Source organism: Castellaniella sp. FW104-7C03, from assembly GCF_040276085.1.
GTDB lineage: Bacteria > Pseudomonadota > Gammaproteobacteria > Burkholderiales > Burkholderiaceae_B > Castellaniella.
In genome coordinates, this window is the sequence record NZ_JBELOK010000007.1 from 1 (window position 1) to 17,052 (window position 17,052).

Below are 17,052 nucleotides of genomic sequence, written 5' to 3' on the forward strand. Positions count from 1 at the left end.
TTGAATTGCTCATCGTACTTCGTCATGAAAAACACCCCAAAGGTTGGATCGGTGTCCAACTTTTGGGGTGCAGTTCATATTGCTGGCCTTTATTTTTGAGCGCTGGCGGTGCGAGCAGGGGTAGAGGCGGGCCTGCGCGCAGGTGGCAGGGTGCTGCGGGCTCAGGTCTCGGGCAAGCCGACGATGGGCTCGGCCGTATCTGTGGTTTGCAGATGGTTGCTTTCGGCAAAATCACAGGCAAATTTCCAGGCCAGGGGCTCTAGCTGGCGCAGCCGGTGGTCGATGACAACACAGGGGGTGCCTTCTAGCTGGCGCGGCATGGCGTAGGGCGAGTACGACAGCGGATTGCGGATTGAGCCGGCCGGGCGAAACTGAGACAGGACGCCGGCCAGGCGTTCGGCCCAATCGCTGGGACGGAAGCGTTGGCCATCCAAGGTTTTGCCGTGGATGATCAAGTGCTGGACAGGGTTGTTCATGTGGATTCCAAAGACGGGGCACGCCTGGCTCCCAGGTGCGCAACATCCCCTACGCCGCGCATTGTATCCGATCAGCGTTTTGCGCGTCGTGCTGTCGCACGGTAATATGATCCCTTTGCACAGGGTTTCCCATGTCAGCAGCACTACCGGCCGGGCCTTTGCGGCATTTTTTGCAGTTGCGTGATTTTTCCGAAGACGAGATTCATTACGTCATCGAGCGCGCGCGTCTCATTAAAGACAAATTCAAGCGCTACCAGCCGCACCACACGCTGCACGACCGCAACCTGGCGATGGTGTTCGAGAAAGCCAGCACACGCACCCGGGTGTCCTTCGAGGCCGGGATGTATCAACTGGGTGGCTCGGTTATCTATCTCACCACCGAAGGCTCCCAACTGGGGCGTTCCGAGCCCATCGAGGACACCGCGCGGGTGATTTCCCGCATGGTTGATCTGGTGATGATCCGCACTTTCGAGCAAACGCGCATCGAGCGCTTTGCTGCGCACTCGCGGGTGCCGGTAATCAATGGCCTGACCAACGAATACCATCCTTGCCAGATCCTCGCGGACATCCTTACCTTTGTCGAGCACCGCGGGTCTATTCTTGGCAAAACAGTAGCCTGGATTGGTGACGCCAATAATATGTCCTACACCTGGTTGCAGGCAGCCGAGATCCTGGGCTTTACCCTGCACGTGTCAGGGCCCGCCGGCTACCGTCTTGACCCGCTGCGAGTAGGTCAGCAGCCCGAGAGCATCCTCAAAGAGTTTGACGACCCCACCGAGGCCTGCCGGGGCGCAGATCTGGTCACCACGGATGTCTGGACCAGCATGGGCTACGAAACCGAAAACGAAGCCCGGCGCCTGGCGTTTGCCGACTGGTGTGTGGATGCACCGATGATGGCTGCCGCCAAGCCGGATGCCATCTTTATGCATTGCCTGCCGGCGCACCGGGGCGAAGAAGTCTCGGGCGAGGTCATCGACGGCCCCCAAAGCGTGGTGTGGGACGAGGCTGAAAACCGCCTGCACGTGCAAAAAGCCCTGATGGAGTTTCTGCTGCTCGGCCGCCAGTAAGTTGGGTGCAGGTACAAAAAAAGGCGCCTGGGGCGCCTTTTTTACAGTACAAGCTGCGTTTCTGGATTAGGCCAGGGCCTTGATGGCAGCTGACAGACGGCTTTTATGCCGGGCAGCCTTGTTTTTGTGAATGATTTGCTTGTCGGCAACGCGGTCGATGACGCTGCTGGTTTTGCGAAAGGCTTCGTTGGCAGCGGCTTGGTCGCCGGCTTCGATGGCTTGGCGGACGCGCTTGATGGCGGTGCGCAGCATCGAACGCATGCTAGCGTTGTGTTTGTTATGGGCAACGGCCTGGCGGGCGCGTTTACGGGCTTGTGCAGAATTTGCCATAGGGTGTTATCTGGTTTGCAAAAATGGAAACGGGTGCTTGTACAGTAAAGCAAAGACAGTAATTTTATCCTACGCCCGCCTGCGTGTAAAGTCTCTTGGCCGAAAACCGAATAAAAACAAGGTGCTGAAGTAGGTGCCAATCGCCAGGGCCAAAACGCCGCCCAGCCAGGCAACGCGTAAGGCCGGATGGGCGCCCAGGGCGATCCAGTCGATCTGGTGGTTGGCCCATACCAGCACCCCGGTCAGAACGGCCAGCGCTGGCAGGATTCGCGCTGTAAACGGTGTCCAGCCGGGCAGGGGGGTGTACAACCCGCGGCGGCGCAACAGTACTACCAGCGTCAGCGCATTGGCGCTGGCACCCAGGCCGATGGATAAGGCCAGGCCCGCGTGCGCCAGCCAGGGCACCAGGATGAGATTCATCAATTGAGTAAATACCAGCACGGCGATGGCGATGCGAACCGGCGTGCGGATATCCTGCTTGGCGTAAAACCCGGGCGCCAGTATTTTGATGGCCAGAAGGCCCAGTAGGCCTGCGGCGTAGGCAGTAACAGCCAAGCGGGTTTGGGCCACATCCGTGGCCGAGAAAGCCCCATAGTTAAACAGCGTGGCCACCAGGCCATCAGATAGCAGTGCCATGCCCAGGGCGGCGGGCAGCCCCAGCAGCAGTACCAGGCGTAGGCCCCAATCCAGCAGGGCGTTGTAGGCGTGTTGGTTGTTGTCGGCATGGGCGGCGGATAAACTGGGCAGCAGCACCGTGCCCAGGGCAACGCCCAGCAAGGCGGTAGGAAACTCCATCAGGCGGTCGGCGAAGGACAGCCAGGTGACGCTGCCGGGGGCCAGCCAGGTGGCGATATTGGTATTGATCAGCAAGGACAGCTGGGCCACTGATACCCCAAGGGTGGCGGGCAGCATCTGGCGCATGATGCGTTGTACAGTGGGGTCTTGCCAGGCCGCCCTGATGCCATCACCGTAACGGGGCAACAGGCCAAGGCGCCCCAACGCCACCCATTGCACTGCCAACTGCAGGAACCCCCCCACCAGCACGCCCACCGCCAGGGCGTGGATGGGTTGGGCCATCTGGTGACTGAGCAGGACACTGGCGCCAATCATCGAGAGGTTGAGCAGGACGGGTGTAAACGCGGGGATGGCAAAGCGGCTGAAGGTATTGAGCACGCCTGAGGCAAACGCCACCAACGACATGCAGATGATGTAGGGAAACATCAGCCGCGTCATCCAGATAGCCTCATGAAACTCGGTGGCCCTGCTGGCGGTGCGCATGCCGCTGGCCATGGCGGTAACCACCCAGCTGGCACCGAGGATCCCTGCGATGGTGACGCCGCACAATGTGACAAACAACAAGAGTGCAACGCGATCAAGCAGGCGGCTCAATGTGTCGTGGTCGCCTCGTTGGCGTATCTCGCCCAGAATCGGCACAAAAGCCTGTGAGAACGCGCCTTCGGCAAATAAGCGGCGCAACAGATTGGGGATGCGAAACGCGACCCAAAATGCGTCTGTCAGGGGGCCAGCCCCAAACATGGTGGCGATGAGGACATCGCGCAGCATGCCGGTGATGCGTGAAAACAAAGTAAGGCCGCTAATGGTAGCGGCCGAGCGCAGCAAGCCCATGCCTTGCTTACTTGGGTGCCATGCGGATAGCCCCATCCAGCCGGATGGTTTCGCCGTTGAGCATGTCGTTATCGAGGATGCTGAGCACCAGTTTTGCGTAGTCTTCGGGCCTGCCCAAACGGGACGGGAAGGGCACGCTGGCTGCCAGGGAGTCTTGCACTTCTTGGGGCATGCCAAACAGCATGGGTGTGCCAAAAATGCCAGGTGCGATGGTCATGCATCGAATCCCCACGCGGGAGAGATCCCGGGCAATGGCCAGCGTCATGCCAACAATGCCGGCTTTTGATGCCGCATAAGCACTTTGTCCGATCTGACCGTCGTAGGCAGCAACCGAAGCGGTATTGATGATGATCCCGCGCTCGCCGGTGGCTTGCGGCGTGTTGGCGCCCATAGCCGAAGCGGCCAGGCGCGCCATATTGAACGAACCCACCAGATTGATGTCGATGACCCGGCGAAACAGCGCCAGATCGTGCGGGCCGTTCTTGCCGACAATGCGGGCAGCGGGTGCGATGCCGGCACAATTGATGAGGCCGCGCAATGTTCCTTGTGCCATGGCCTGGTCAATCACTGCCTGGCCGTCGGCCTCGAGGGTAACGTCGCAATGCACGTAGGTTTGGTGAAGTTCGGTGGCCAGGGCCTGGCCGGCTTCGTCCTGGACATCGGCCAGTACAACCCGCGCGCCTTGAGCCACCAGCGCCCGTGCGGTGCCAGCCCCCAGGCCGGAGGCTCCGCCCGTAATGATGATGACCTGATCATGAATATCCATTGACTTGGCCTCAGGCAGCGGTATGCGCGCGCAAGATGTCCAGAATCCGCTGACGGATTTCGTCGACCGAGCCTACGCCGGAAATCTTGGCATATTGGGGCGCCATGGGATCGCCTGTGTTGGCCCATTGCGAGTAGTAATCCACCAAGGGGCGGGTTTGCTCGCGGTAAACCGCCAGCCGGTGACGGACGGTTTCTTCGCGGTCGTCATCCCGTTGGATCAGGGGTTCCTGGGTTTCGTCGTCCAGCCCCTCTTGGGTGGGCGGATTGAACTTGACGTGATAGGTGCGGCCGCTGGCCGCGTGCACTCGTCGGCCGCTCATGCGCTCGATGATGTTTTCTTCGGGGACGCTGATTTCGATGACGTAATCCAGGTGGATGTTGGCAGTTTTCAGTGCGTCTGCTTGCGGAATCGTGCGTGGGAAGCCGTCAAATAGGTAGCCACCGCGGCAATCCGGCTGTGTCACGCGGTCGTACACCAGGCCGATGATGATGTCGTCGGACACCAGACCACCTTCGTCCATGATTTGTTTAGCTTTCAGACCTAAGGGGGTCTGCGCCTTGACGGCCGCTCGCAGCATGTCGCCTGTTGAGATTTGTGGAATCCCAAAAGCTTCAGTGATGAACGCGGCCTGGGTGCCTTTGCCCGCCCCGGGGGGGCCCAGCAGAATCAAGCGCATAATTTCCTCCGTAAGTATCTTTTAAATTTTTCCGATTATGCCGCAACGCATCATTTGTTGCAGGATGGGTCCTTCAGTGCTGGTTGTCTTTTTGGACAAACCAGGCTCGCACGCGGGCGAGGTCTTCTTCGGTATCTACGCCGCGCGCGGGTAGCGCTTGGGTAGGATGCACAAAAATGGGGTATCCCTGCTCGAGTGCCCGTAGTTGCTCGAGAGACTCGATGCGCTCGAGCTGGCCCGGGGGCAGTTGCGGAAACTCTTGCAGAAAGCTTGCACGATAGGCGTACAGGCCGATGTGGTGCCAGGCGGGCAGGCCAGGGGCCACCCGCTGCTTGCCGTCGGCCAGTGCATCGCGCGCCCAGGGGATAGGGGCACGCGAGAAATACAGGGCCCGAAAGCGGCTGTCGCACACTACTTTTACTGCATTGGGATCAAACAGGGTGGCGGCGTCCTGGATAGGGGCAGCGCAGGTGGCGATGGCGGCCTCGGGGCTTTGTTGCAGCAAGGCAGCTACCGCATCGATGAGCGTGGGATCGATCAGGGGCTCGTCGCCCTGTACGTTAACCACCACGGCATCATCCGCCAGCTCCAGCTGCTGCACGACTTCGGACAGGCGATCAGTGCCTGTGGCGTGGTCGGTGCGCGTCATGAGGCATTCGATCCCGTGCGCCTGGGCTGCGCGCTGGATATCGAGGTGATCGGTGGCAATCAGCACGCGGCTGGCGCTGGATCTGGCGGCCTGCTGTGCGGTGCGTACTACCATGGGCAAGCCGGCAATATCAAGCAAGGGCTTGCCCAATAGGCGAGTAGAACCTGCCCGTGCCGGGACGACTACCAAGAAGCTCATGATTGTGCCGGGGCTGGGTCGAGAGGACGGGCTTCTTCGGGCAACATCACAGGCACCCCGTCGCGGATGGGGAAGGCCAGGCGATCAGCCTGACAAATGAGCTCTTGTTGCTCGCGGTCGTGGCGCAAGGTGCCTTTGCAGACTGGACAAACAAGAATCTGCAGCAAACGATTTTCCATGGGGCGAACGTCGGGTGGAGATGATAAAAGAGAACAGTTTAATGCCTGTTGGCGACATTGTGCGGCAAACTGTGTGCTTGCTCGCGCAGCCGCGCCTCCAGCGCGTCTAGCCACGATGGGTTGGAAAATACCGCTTTGGGATGAACCACCCAAAGGCGGGGGTCGTGGGGCGGCGTGTACTTGACGGCATCCTTGGCAGTGATCAGTATCGGCCCGGCGGGCAGGCCTTGAAGGGCCTGGGCCGAGGGCGCCTGGTGATCAGGGCTGGCCAGTGTTTGGGCAAGTGCAAGGCCCGCGTGGCGCAGCATGTCAAAAAAGCGCTGGGGCCGGCCAATGCCGGCTGCAGCACTGCACAGTTGCTGCCCATGAATCATGCACCACTGGGCCCAGTCTTGCCGCTGGCCACTGGCCAGATGCTCGATGATATCTGGCTGCAAATACACTGAAATTTGCCCGGGTGCCTGGGTGTGCTGGCTGTTGTCGGCCGTCCCTTGTGTAATCAGCCAGTCGGCGTGCTGCAGACGGCCTGGAGGCTCGCGCAGGGGGCCGGCTGGAAGCAGGCGGCCGTTGCCTGTGCCGCGGGTATCTTGCACGATGATTTCAATTTGCCGCGCCAGCCAGTGATGCTGCAAGCCGTCGTCGGCCACCAGTACATCGACCTCGGGATGGGCCTTGAGCAGCGCCTGTGCGGCCAGCACCCGCCGGGGATGTACTGCCACCGGGGCTTTGGTGATGGCGTGCAGCAAAGCGGGTTCGTCGCCCAAGTAGCTGCTGTCTGTGCGGTGATCGCTCAGGTGGGCCTGGGTGGTGACCTGTGCGCCATAACCTCTGCTGATAATGCCCGGGTGCCATCCATGGCTGCGTAAAAATTGGCAGATCGCTTCAGTGACCGGCGTTTTGCCTGTGCCGCCCACCAGAATATTGCCGACAACGATCACCGGCACGGGCGCCTGCCAGGCCTGCTGCTTTTGTTTGGCTTGGCGGCGGCGGGCGATTACGCCATACAGGCACGACAAGGGCAACAGCAGGGTGCTGGGCAGGCCGCGGGTGTGCCAGATAGTTTGCAGGCTGTCTTCAAGCCGACGGCGCAGCCCGGCGCTCATCGCTGGCCTTCGGTTAGGAAGGAGACACGGGAGATATGGGCGAGGCGGGCGGCTTCAAGCGCCCGAACGACGGCTGCATGGGTGGCTTGCCCGTCGGCGTTGATGCGCAGGATGGCCTGGGGGCGCGCCTGTGCGGCCTGCTGCAGGGCGTTAGCCAGGGCGGCGTCATCCGGCGCATCCAGCCGCTGCCCATCCAGGGCATACTGGCCGTCGCGGCTGATGACCAGATCCATCGTTGCCAGGGCTTCAGGTACCTGCGCTTGCGCCTGGGGCAGCACCACAGGTAACTCGCGCACGGTGGTAAACGAGGTTGAAGCCGCAAGAAAAATCAAAATGACCAGCAGCACGTCGATCAGGGGGATCAGGTTGATATCCGGATCGTCGTTGGCGGCGCGGTGATGATGGAAATTCATGAGGCGCGACGGTGGATGAGGCGGTCCAGTGTGCCTGCCTCGCGCTCCATGGTGTGCAGGAAGTACTCGACCCGGGAACGGAAATAGCGATGAAATGCCAGCGCGGGGATCGCGATCAGGATGCCAAAGCCGGTGTTGTACAGCGCAATGGAGATCCCGTGTGCCAGCAAGGCAGGGTTGCCACCGGTGGGGTCGTAGGCACCAAAAATCTCGATCATGCCAACCACGGTGCCAAACAGCCCCAATAGCGGTGCAATAACCGACAGCGTTGCCAGGCCTGCCAGGTAACGGTTCAGCTGCCAGGAGACGTCCCGTCCCACGGCTTCGATGGCAGCCTGCCGCCAGACGTCTTCTTGTTGTCGATGGGCGGCTACTTCGGCGAGAATCCGGCCCATGGGGCTGTTGCGGGCCAGGCGCAAGACTGCGTCGGGTTCATCCTGCTGTCTGCGCATGAGTTCGAGGACTTGCTCGGGTAAGCCGGACGGCATTACCTGGCTGGCGCGCAGGGCAAAAAATCGTTCTATGATGATGGCCAGCGTAATGACCGAAGTGGCCACCAATAGCCAGATGGGCCAACCGGCGGCATGGATAATGTCCAGCAAGAGTCGTCCTTTGTTGGATACCGCGGCGCGGCAATTCTTTATTCTATCCTCGGTGGCGCGTGCGTGTGCGTAGTTGGTGTCAGACACGGGTGCTAAGCCGCAGAAATGCTGTTAAAAAAAAGCCAGATGCCCAGACCATAAGGCTTTCTGGCGGGTATCCACAGATTCTGTGGATAATTCTGTGCATAAGATTGCGCAAGCGCATGATTCAAGCCAGCCAGAGGTCGATTGGCTAATTTTTGCACACTGGTCATAAAGATCATCGATCTATACAAATCAAGTACTTAAGGTAATTTCTTCATAATTTATCTCATGATGGTTCTGGTCAGGCCCAAAAACAGGCCTGTTTGACAAGAAATAGATTTCTGTGGATAGGTTTTCATGCATTTTGCAGGCACAGTGCCCAATAACATGGGCCTTCCAGACGACGAGACTGTACTCAGCGTTGCCCAGCTTAACCATCAGGTGGCCCGGCTGCTTGAGGCAGGCATTCCCCGCCTTTGGGTGGCTGGAGAAATCTCCAATTTCACACGAGCCGCGTCGGGCCATTGGTATTTTTCCATCAAGGATGAATCCGCCGCTGTGAGGGCTGTCATGTTTCGCGGACGGGCTCAGGCCGTCGGGTTTGTCCCCGAAGTGGGCGGACGCTACGAGTTTCGCGTGCAGGTGTCTCTATACGAGCCTCGTGGTGACTATCAGGTGCAGGTGGAGTCCATGCGCCGGGCGGGCCGGGGCGGGCTGCATGAGGCATTTTTACGCCTTAAAGACCAGCTCGCCCAGGAAGGCCTGATTGATCCCGCCCGCCGTCGCAGCTGGCCACGCCTGCCGCGTACTGTCGGGGTGGTTACCTCGCTGGCTGCGGCAGCCCTGCAGGACGTCCTGTCGGTGATGGCCCGGCGTGCGCCACATGTCCGTGTGATTGTCTACCCTTCGCCCGTGCAGGGGCGGGATGCTGCGCAGCAGTTGTGCCAGGCGCTGGATCAGGCACACGATCGCGCCGAAGTGGACGTGCTGCTGGTGGTGCGTGGGGGCGGCAGCCTTGAAGATCTCTGGTGTTTCAACGACGAAGCACTTGCGCGGCGCATTGCGGCCAGCCCGATGCCGGTCATCAGTGGCGTGGGCCACGAGACAGATTTCACTATTGCAGATTTTGTGGCGGACCTTCGTGCGCCCACGCCAACTGCCGCGGCTGAGCTCTGTTGTGACAGTCGTGATGCGCTGACGTCGCAGTGGCAAGTGGCCATCCGCGAAGCCTCGCGGGCGCAGCGCCGGCGGCTGGATTATTGTGCCTTGCGTCTGGATCGTGCTGCCGCGCAGCTGGTGTCGCCGGCACAAAGGCTGCGCATGGATCGCCAGCGGCTTGAAGCAGCCTGCGCCACGCTGCGGCCACCGGTGCAGCAGCGCCTGGAGCAGGGTGCGCAGCGTCTGCGCTGGGCGGCGCAGCAGTCGCAGCACGCCGTCGACCGGCTGCTGCAGCGACAAAGCCGCCGGCTGGCCCTGGCGCAAGGGACGCTGGATGCCCTCAATCCCCGTGAGGTACTTACGCGAGGCTATGCCATCGTCCACGGAGAGGACGGGAAGATCATCAAAAATGCGTTAGACTTAAAAGTTCAAGAACGCATTGATATCGAGTTTGGCCAAGGGCATGCCCAGGCCACTGTTACTCGAACAGATGCGCTGCTGTAGGCTTACGACCCCCTTTTGGTTCGTGTCACGTTTTTAGAAGGAAAAGTCATGGCTTTTACGCTTCCGCCGCTGCCCTATGCTCTGGATGCACTGGCACCTCATATCTCCAAAGAAACACTCGAATACCACTACGGCAAGCACCATCAGGGCTATGTCAATAATCTCAACAAGGCAGTCGAGGGCACCGAGCTTGCGTCCCTCAGCCTCGAAGAAATCATTGGCAAGGCAACCGGTGGTGTGTTTAACAACGCTGCTCAGGTCTGGAACCACACCTTCTACTGGAACTCCCTCTCACCCAATGGTGGTGGTCAGCCCAGTGGTGCGCTGCGCCAGGCCCTCGAAGCCAAATGGGGCAGCGTAGAGGCCTTCAAAGAAGCCTTCTCCAAATCGGCCGCCGGTAATTTCGGCTCGGGCTGGACATGGCTGGTGAAAAAGGCCGATGGCACGCTGGATATCGTGAACACCAGCAATGCAGCCACTGTTGTCAATACCGCCGACAAGGCGCTGCTGACCTGTGACGTCTGGGAGCACGCGTATTACATCGACTACCGCAATGCGCGTCCCACGTACCTCGAGCATTTCTGGGATCTCGTCAACTGGGATTTTGCAGCTAAGAACCTGGGCTGATCGGCCTTTGCTTAAGCGCCAGGGCTAATTGTGATCTTGCAAGACCGGTGTTGCAGGGATGCCCTGCACCCGGTCGCCCTTGCGTATCCCTGCTTTTTCAAACCAGCCCTGGTTCATTTCCAGTGCTGCTGTTGCAGGTTTCTCGGTGCAATGCAGATCCAGCGACCCCGCCTGCATCTCCTGGATTGACACAATTGTCCTTGTCTCATCGATGAATGCGATGGACAACGGGATCAGTGTGTTTTTCATCCAGAAGCAGTAGTAATTGGCAGCGCCCAGCATAAACAGCATCCCGGCATCCTTGGCCAGCCTCGTGCGGTGCATCAAGCCTTCGCGTAGGCGATCGGGCGTATCCGCCAGTTCGGCTGTCAGTGCGTGCGAGCCGATCTGCAGTGGAATAGCAGGCAGGGGATCTTGCGCAGCTGCCGGGCGGCAGGCCAGACAGCCAATCGCCAGCACCGCAGCAGCTGTCAGCCCGTTGCGGGCATGTGGGCGGTGGTTCTTTGGATATGCAGACATCGGGCCAATGCAAAAAGCAGGGCCTTATGAAGGCCCTGCATCGCGGTAAAATGCCGGGGAAATATCCCGGAGGATCAGGCGGCGGTAATATTCAGGGCTTGTTTGCCTTTCGGGCCCTGCGCGATCTCGAAAGCGACTTTCTGACCTTCTTTAAGGGTCTTGAAACCGTTCATCTGGATCGATGAAAAATGAGCGAAAAGGTCTTCACCCCCATTATCCGGGGTAATGAAGCCAAAGCCTTTGGCATCATTAAACCATTTCACGGTGCCGGTTAATTTTTGTGATTCTCCGGTATTTTCGATGGATTCCGACATGCAAACTGCCTCTATGAGTGGGTTTAAGCGGCCCCAGCCAAGCACAACAATGGCGCCAACCTGCGGGACACGTCGATCATGCTGAATTCCACTGCCTTCAGTCAACTATGGAAACCACTAGGTTTTGGTCTGCATGCCAACCATAACTCAACATCAGCATGAAACAGCCGGACAGGCATTGCCTGTCCGGCTGGCCCCCCCACCGATGTATCAGGTGGTGTTGCTTAATGACGATTACACGCCTATGGAGTTCGTGGTGTTTGTGCTGCGCCATGTTTTTCATAAAACTGAGCAGCAGGCAGAACAGATCATGCTGCAGGTTCATCATCAGGGCCGGGCGGTGTGCGGGATATACACTCGGGATATCGCCGCCACCCGGGTTGAAACCGTGTTGCGGCTGGCCCACGATAACCAGCATCCCTTGCAGTGCCTGATGGAACCAGTACCCTTGTTTTAAGCATGTTAGGGACTCTCCCAACACCGCCAGCCAGAACAGCAGCGGGTTTTAGTCATAGAATAGACCTAACGGATGGCTTGGTCCGCTCCGAATCAATGGAGGAAGCGTGATTTCCGAAGAACTTGAAGTCAGCCTGCACATGGCATTTGTCGAAGCCCGCGCGGCCCGGCACGAATTCATCACGGTCGAACACCTGCTACTGTCCCTCCTGGACAACGCGTCGGCCGCCGAGGTGCTGCGCGCCTGCGCAGCCGATATCGAACTCCTGCGCCAGGATCTGCGTAAGTTCATCATCGAGAACACCCCTGTTTTTCCGGGCGAGGGCGAGGTCGACACGCAGCCCACCCTGGGTTTTCAGCGCGTGATTCAGCGCGCCATCATGCATGTGTCGTCCAATGGTTCCAATAAAACGGCGGTTACCGGCGCCAATGTGTTGGTGGCCATGTACGGCGAGAAAGACTCCCACGCAGTGTATTTTCTGGTGCAGCAGGGGGTGTCACGGCTGGATGTCGTCAATTTCCTGTCTCATGGCATTACCAAGGCGCAAGACGATGCGGCATCCCCCGATGGGATGCGTGCAGAGCCTCCCGCAGCAGACCCCAAAACCGAGCAGCAGAAATCCCCGCTCGAAACCTACGCCACTGATCTCAACGCCGAGGCCCTTAAAGGCCACATTGATCCCCTGATTGGCCGCGAAGACGAAGTCGAACGTGTCATCCAGGTGCTGTGCCGCCGGCGTAAAAACAACCCCTTGCTGGTGGGCGAGGCCGGCGTGGGCAAAACGGCCATCGCCGAGGGCCTGGCCTGGCGCATCACTCAAGGTGATGTTCCCGAAGTGCTCAACGAAACCCAGGTGTATGCGCTGGATATGGGCGCGCTTTTGGCAGGCACCAAATACCGGGGTGATTTCGAACAGCGCCTCAAGCTGGTGCTCAAGGCGCTCAAGGATAATTCACGTGCGGTGCTCTTCATCGATGAGATCCACACCCTGATTGGCGCGGGCTCGGCCTCGGGTGGCACGCTGGATGCGTCCAACCTGCTAAAGCCGGCCTTGTCATCGGGTCAGCTCAAATGTATCGGTGCCACCACATACACCGAGTACCGGGGCATCTTCGAAAAAGATCACGCGCTGGCACGCCGTTTCCAAAAAATCGACGTCCCCGAGCCTTCCGTTGAACAAACCATTCGCATCCTGCGAGGCCTAAAATCGCGCTTCGAGGCGCATCATCAGGTGCGCTACTCGGCGGCAGCCATCACGGCTGCGGCCGAACTCGCCGCCCGCCACATCAGTGATCGTTTCCTGCCCGACAAGGCCATCGACGTCATTGATGAAGCCGGAGCTGCCCAACGGCTGTTACCCAAGTCGCGGCAAAAGAAAGTCATCGGACGTGGAGATATTCAGGCCACCGTGGCGCGTATTGCCCGGATTCCGCCGCAAAATGTGTCCAACGATGATCGCAACAAGCTGGCCACCCTCGAGCGCGACCTCAAATCGGTTGTGTTTGGCCAAGACCAGGCCATTGCCGCTTTGGCTGCATCCATCAAGATGGCGCGATCCGGCTTGGGGCGGCCCGACAAACCCATCGGCTGCTTCCTGTTTTCCGGCCCCACCGGCGTAGGCAAAACCGAAGTTGCCCGCCAGCTGGCCTTTATTCTGGGCATCGAGCTCCTGCGCTTCGATATGTCCGAGTACATGGAGCGTCACACGGTGTCGCGCCTGATCGGTGCGCCTCCGGGCTATGTGGGCTTCGACCAAGGCGGTTTGCTTACCGAGGCAGTTACCAAGCAACCTCACTGTGTGCTGCTGCTCGACGAAATCGAGAAAGCCCACCCCGATGTCTACAATATTTTGCTGCAGGTGATGGATCACGGCACGCTTACCGATAACAATGGGCGCAAGAGCGATTTCCGCAACGTTATTCTGGTGATGACCACCAACGCTGGGGCGGATACCCTTAACCGCAATACCATCGGGTTTGCAGCGCCAGCGCGCACGGGCGACGAAATGTCCGAGATCAAGCGGCAGTTCACGCCCGAGTTCCGCAATCGGCTGGACGCCATCATTGGTTTCTCGGCTCTGCCTCGAGACATCATCTTGCGCGTGGTCGACAAATTTCTCATGCAGCTCGAAGACCAGCTCCACGAGAAGCACGTCGAAGTCGTGTTTACCCAGGCCCTGCGCGAGCACCTGGCCCAAGAGGGATTCGATCCCTCCATGGGTGCGCGTCCCATGCAGCGGCTCATCCAGGATACGATCCGTCGTGCCTTGGCCGACGAGCTGCTCTTTGGGCGCTTGGTGCATGGCGGCAAGGTGCTGGTGGACGTCGATAGCCAGTCGCAAGTGGTGCTGGATTTTCCCGACGATCCGCCGAGTTCCGGTTCGGTGCCATCACCATCGCACCCAGAGCCTGAGCTTGTGGATTAATGCCTTCTGAAGACGTGCCGGCGCTGATTGCCTGTCCACATTGCGATACGGTATATCGGCGCCTGCCGCTGGCTGCCCGCGGGCAGGCCTTGTGCCGGTGCTGCGGCACGGTGCTGTATCGGCGCGGCTACCTTGATCTCCCCGCCTGGCAGGCGCTGGCGTGGGCAACCCTGATTGTTTTTGCCATTGCCCAGGGCTTTCCCATTGCGCACCTCACCGTACAAGGTCTGGACGTCAGCCTAACCTTTTGGGGTGCGCTGCATCTGGCCTGGGATCGCGGTTATTACGGTGTGTCGGTCCTGACGGGTCTGGCCGGCTTCTGGATACCCCTGCTGCAAATCACCCTGACGCTCTGGATCATGCAGGCGGTGACACGACGTCGTTTGCCACCGGATTTTGGGCGTGCCTTGCGCTTCCTCGATCACCTTGTGCCGTGGTCGATGGCTTCTGTGCTGGTGTTGGCCATTCTGGTTGCTATCGTCAAGGTGGCGGGGATGGCCCAGTTGCAGGTTCAACCGGGTTTGCTAGGGTTTTTAGCGCTCAGCTTCCTGCTGTCTGGCCTGGGGCGCTGGAATGCCAAAGCCCTTTGGCAGGCGGCAGAAGATGCCGGGATGGTTGCGCGCTCGGGGGCCTCTGGCCGATCGATTTCCTGTGAAACCTGCGGTTGTGTGCAGGCTGTGCCAGCGGATGGCCATTGCCTGCGTTGCCATGCAAAGGTGCTGCCCCTGCGCCGTGGAAGTCCGGCAGAGGTCTGGTCGCTGATACTGGCGGCTGCGATTTTTTATATTCCGGCCAATACCTTGCCAGTAATGCGCGTGCAAACCTTGGTGGGCAGTAGCAATCACACCATTTTGGGCGGTGTCATCGAACTCTGGCGCCTGGGCTCCTGGGATCTCGCCATTATCGTGTTTGTGGCCAGCGTGCTGGTGCCGGTCTCCAAACTGCTGGCACTTTCGTTTTTGCTGCTCAGAAGCCAGCCGCTGGGCCCCGAGATTCAACGGCAGCGCACCAAGCTGTACACCGTGGTCGAATTCGTCGGACAGTGGTCGATGCTGGATGTGTTTGTGGTGGTGCTGATGGCAGCCATGGCCAATTTCCCCGGCCTTTCACAAATCAGCATTGGGCCGGCGGCGCTTAATTTCGGTGCGGTGGTGGTTCTGACCATGTGTGCGGCCATGCGTTATGATCCCCGGTTAGGTTGGGACATGCTGCGTCTGACGGGAGCTTCCAAGGAGCACCATGAACACTGAGCAAGAAACCGGTACGACGGATGATCAGGACAGTACCCCCGTGATTCGCTCCGGACGGGCGTTGCACTGGTCGTGGGTGTGGCTGGTGCCATTGCTGGCATTGTTGGTAGGTATCTCGCTGCTGGCATCTGTATGGGTACGCACGGGGCCGGTGATCACGATCAGTTTTCCGACAGCAGCAGGGATCGAGGCCGGGCAAACCAAACTGCGTTATCGCGATGTGGTGGTGGGTGAGGTAAAGTCCGTCCGGGTGGCTTCCGATCGTGAACACGTGCTGGTGGATGTCCAGTTGGTGCGTGATGGCGCGCCCTATATCACTCAAAAGGACGCTAAGTTCTGGATTGTGCGCCCGCGTGTCAGTCTGGCCGGGGTCTCGGGGCTTGATACCCTGCTGTCGGGCGTATATCTCAGTGTGGATGCGCCCATCACAGAGCCTGAGGGAGATTCTGTGACAAGCTTCAAGGGGCTGGTCAATCCACCCGAGGTGCTGAGTGGCCAGGTGGGGACCCGTTTTCAGTTAAACGCCCATTCGCTCGACTCCCTGAGCGTGGGCTCACGGGTGTATTACCGTCGTATCGAAGTCGGCCGGGTGGTCGGGTATTCGATGTCCAAGGATGGGCGCGAGGTGAATCTGCAGATCTTTGTCCAAGCACCCTACGATCGCTACGTCACGCCAGACACGCGGTTCTGGAATGACAGTGGTGTGGATATGTCCCTTTCGCCTGATGGCGTGCAAGTGCGCACCAGCGGCTTGTCGGCCATCCTGAACGGCGGAGTGACGTTCGCCCAAGCCGATGAATCCAGCGCGTATGAAGGAAAAATCGATACAACCCCAGCGACCGAAGGGGCAACGTTTACCCTGTTTGATTCCCGGGAAGACGCATTGGCTGATCCGGATGGAGAACCCCTGGATGTTGAATTACGGTTCATGGGTTCTGTTCGCGGACTGAAGGTGGGCGCCGAGGTCGATTACCACGGGCTGGCGATTGGCAAAGTGGTGGACATCGATCTCGAACTGGATCCTAAGCGCAAACGGTTCTATTCCAGGGTCCGGGCTGTGCTGTATCCGCATCGGTTCGACCGCGCCTATCGCGAGCTGGTACAGGCGGCGCATGGGGCCCAGGGTGATGCCTTGATTGATCCACTGGTTAAGCACGGCTTGCGGGCACAGTTGCGATCGGCCAGCCTGCTTACCGGGCAACAGTATGTAGCGCTGGATTTCTTCTCTGATCCCAAATACAGCAAGGTCGAGATTCCAGGCGACACCGAGCATACGTCCGGTTATTTGATCCCCACAGTGCCGGGAGACTTTGCCGAGTTGCAGCGCCAGGTTGGCAGCATTATCAATAAGTTCGACAAACTGCCGATTGAATCCATCGGCAGCGAACTCGAAGGCAGTCTTGCCAACCTGCGCACCCTGCTGAAACGTCTGGATACCCAGGTGGCTCCTGAGGCCAGCCAGACACTGCAATCGGCCCGCCGTTCGCTGGATCGCGTTAGCACTGTACTGGGGCCGGGTGCGCCTTTGCTGGGCAATGTTCAGGATACCTTGCAGGCACTGGATGGGGCGGCTCGCGGCTTGCAGTTGCTGGCGGATACCTTGCAGGCTCGTCCAGAGGCGTTGTTGAAGGGTGCCCCGCCCGATCGCCTGCAGTAGCGGCCCAGTGTTTTTACTGCGCCATTGAT

19 protein-coding genes are annotated in these 17,052 nt (G+C 59.5%); 7 read left to right on the plus strand and 12 right to left on the minus strand.

The features are described 5' to 3' along the window. Positions 1-161 precede the first annotated feature (161 nt). A complete protein-coding gene (locus tag ABS758_RS09415; RefSeq protein ID WP_350382563.1) occupies positions 162-476 on the minus strand; it encodes a DUF3579 domain-containing protein in 315 nt (104 codons plus the stop codon). Positions 477-607: 131 nt separating this feature from the next. On the opposite strand from ABS758_RS09415, the gene argF reads away from it, so the two are divergent. Beyond that, positions 608-1,543, plus strand: a complete 936-nt coding sequence (gene argF / locus ABS758_RS09420; protein WP_350382561.1) for an ornithine carbamoyltransferase — start codon at positions 608-610, stop codon at positions 1,541-1,543. Between the two features lie 66 nt (positions 1,544-1,609). Here the strand turns inward: argF and rpsT are convergent, their stop codons facing one another. From rpsT to ABS758_RS09465, 9 genes are all read right to left on the minus strand, one after another. Continuing rightward, positions 1,610-1,873: a 30S ribosomal protein S20 gene (rpsT, locus tag ABS758_RS09425; protein ID WP_350382560.1), complete on the minus strand. Its 264-nt coding sequence runs from the start codon at positions 1,871-1,873 to the stop codon at positions 1,610-1,612. 69 nt (positions 1,874-1,942) lie between these two features. Next, positions 1,943-3,499, minus strand: coding sequence for a murein biosynthesis integral membrane protein MurJ (gene murJ / locus ABS758_RS09430; RefSeq protein WP_350382559.1), 1,557 nt, complete (start codon positions 3,497-3,499; stop codon positions 1,943-1,945). 7 nt (positions 3,500-3,506) lie between these two features. Continuing rightward, positions 3,507-4,265, minus strand: coding sequence for a 3-hydroxyacyl-CoA dehydrogenase (locus ABS758_RS09435; protein WP_350382557.1), 759 nt, complete (start codon positions 4,263-4,265; stop codon positions 3,507-3,509). A 10-nt stretch (positions 4,266-4,275) separates the two neighbouring features. Then, positions 4,276-4,944 carry an adenylate kinase gene (adk, locus tag ABS758_RS09440; protein WP_350382555.1) on the minus strand — a complete coding sequence of 223 codons (669 nt, stop codon included), beginning with the start codon at positions 4,942-4,944 and terminating at the stop codon, positions 4,276-4,278. A 73-nt stretch (positions 4,945-5,017) separates the two neighbouring features. Beyond that, a complete protein-coding gene (gene kdsB / locus ABS758_RS09445; protein WP_350382553.1) occupies positions 5,018-5,791 on the minus strand; it encodes a 3-deoxy-manno-octulosonate cytidylyltransferase in 774 nt (257 codons plus the stop codon). Further along, complete coding sequence (locus ABS758_RS09450) at positions 5,788-5,970, minus strand: Trm112 family protein (protein ID WP_350382552.1); 183 nt, start codon at positions 5,968-5,970, stop codon at positions 5,788-5,790. Before ABS758_RS09450 ends, kdsB begins: the two co-directional genes overlap by 4 nt. Before the next feature lie 38 nt (positions 5,971-6,008). Then, a complete protein-coding gene (gene lpxK, locus ABS758_RS09455) occupies positions 6,009-7,073 on the minus strand; it encodes a tetraacyldisaccharide 4'-kinase (RefSeq protein WP_350382550.1) in 1,065 nt (354 codons plus the stop codon). After that, positions 7,070-7,486 (minus strand): ExbD/TolR family protein, encoded by a 417-nt coding sequence (locus tag ABS758_RS09460; protein ID WP_350382549.1) that lies wholly within the window; start codon positions 7,484-7,486, stop codon positions 7,070-7,072. The genes lpxK and ABS758_RS09460 overlap by 4 nt, the downstream gene beginning before the upstream one ends. Then, positions 7,483-8,088: a MotA/TolQ/ExbB proton channel family protein gene (locus ABS758_RS09465; RefSeq protein WP_350382547.1), complete on the minus strand. Its 606-nt coding sequence runs from the start codon at positions 8,086-8,088 to the stop codon at positions 7,483-7,485. The genes ABS758_RS09460 and ABS758_RS09465 overlap by 4 nt, the downstream gene beginning before the upstream one ends. Positions 8,089-8,469: 381 nt before the next feature. Between ABS758_RS09465 and xseA the strand changes: the two genes are divergently transcribed. Both xseA and sodB read left to right on the plus strand, forming a co-directional pair. Further along, on the plus strand, positions 8,470-9,774 hold the full coding sequence (xseA, locus tag ABS758_RS09470) for an exodeoxyribonuclease VII large subunit (RefSeq protein WP_350382546.1): 1,305 nt from the start codon (positions 8,470-8,472) through the stop codon (positions 9,772-9,774). A gap of 48 nt (positions 9,775-9,822) precedes the next feature. Next, the gene (gene sodB / locus ABS758_RS09475; protein WP_350382545.1) at positions 9,823-10,401 is read left to right on the plus strand and encodes a superoxide dismutase [Fe]; all 579 of its coding nucleotides are present in this window, start codon (positions 9,823-9,825) and stop codon (positions 10,399-10,401) included. A gap of 24 nt (positions 10,402-10,425) precedes the next feature. On the opposite strand, the gene ABS758_RS09480 is transcribed toward sodB, so the two are convergent. Both ABS758_RS09480 and ABS758_RS09485 read right to left on the minus strand, forming a co-directional pair. Further along, positions 10,426-10,920, minus strand: coding sequence for a DUF192 domain-containing protein (locus ABS758_RS09480; protein WP_350382544.1), 495 nt, complete (start codon positions 10,918-10,920; stop codon positions 10,426-10,428). Positions 10,921-10,994: 74 nt separating this feature from the next. Next, entirely contained in the window at positions 10,995-11,234 is a 240-nt protein-coding gene (locus ABS758_RS09485) for a cold-shock protein (RefSeq protein WP_350382543.1), read from the minus strand. A gap of 133 nt (positions 11,235-11,367) precedes the next feature. On the opposite strand from ABS758_RS09485, the gene clpS reads away from it, so the two are divergent. The 4 genes from clpS (at position 11,368) to ABS758_RS09505 (ending at position 17,023) form a co-directional block, all read left to right on the plus strand. Further along, complete coding sequence (clpS, locus tag ABS758_RS09490) at positions 11,368-11,691, plus strand: ATP-dependent Clp protease adapter ClpS (RefSeq protein WP_350382541.1); 324 nt, start codon at positions 11,368-11,370, stop codon at positions 11,689-11,691. A gap of 106 nt (positions 11,692-11,797) precedes the next feature. Then, a complete protein-coding gene (clpA, locus tag ABS758_RS09495; RefSeq protein WP_350382540.1) occupies positions 11,798-14,116 on the plus strand; it encodes an ATP-dependent Clp protease ATP-binding subunit ClpA in 2,319 nt (772 codons plus the stop codon). Then, complete coding sequence (locus ABS758_RS09500; protein WP_350382538.1) at positions 14,116-15,366, plus strand: paraquat-inducible protein A; 1,251 nt, start codon at positions 14,116-14,118, stop codon at positions 15,364-15,366. The genes clpA and ABS758_RS09500 overlap by 1 nt, the downstream gene beginning before the upstream one ends. Further along, entirely contained in the window at positions 15,356-17,023 is a 1,668-nt protein-coding gene (locus ABS758_RS09505; RefSeq protein WP_350382536.1) for a PqiB family protein, read from the plus strand. Before ABS758_RS09500 ends, ABS758_RS09505 begins: the two co-directional genes overlap by 11 nt. Positions 17,024-17,052 lie beyond the last annotated feature (29 nt).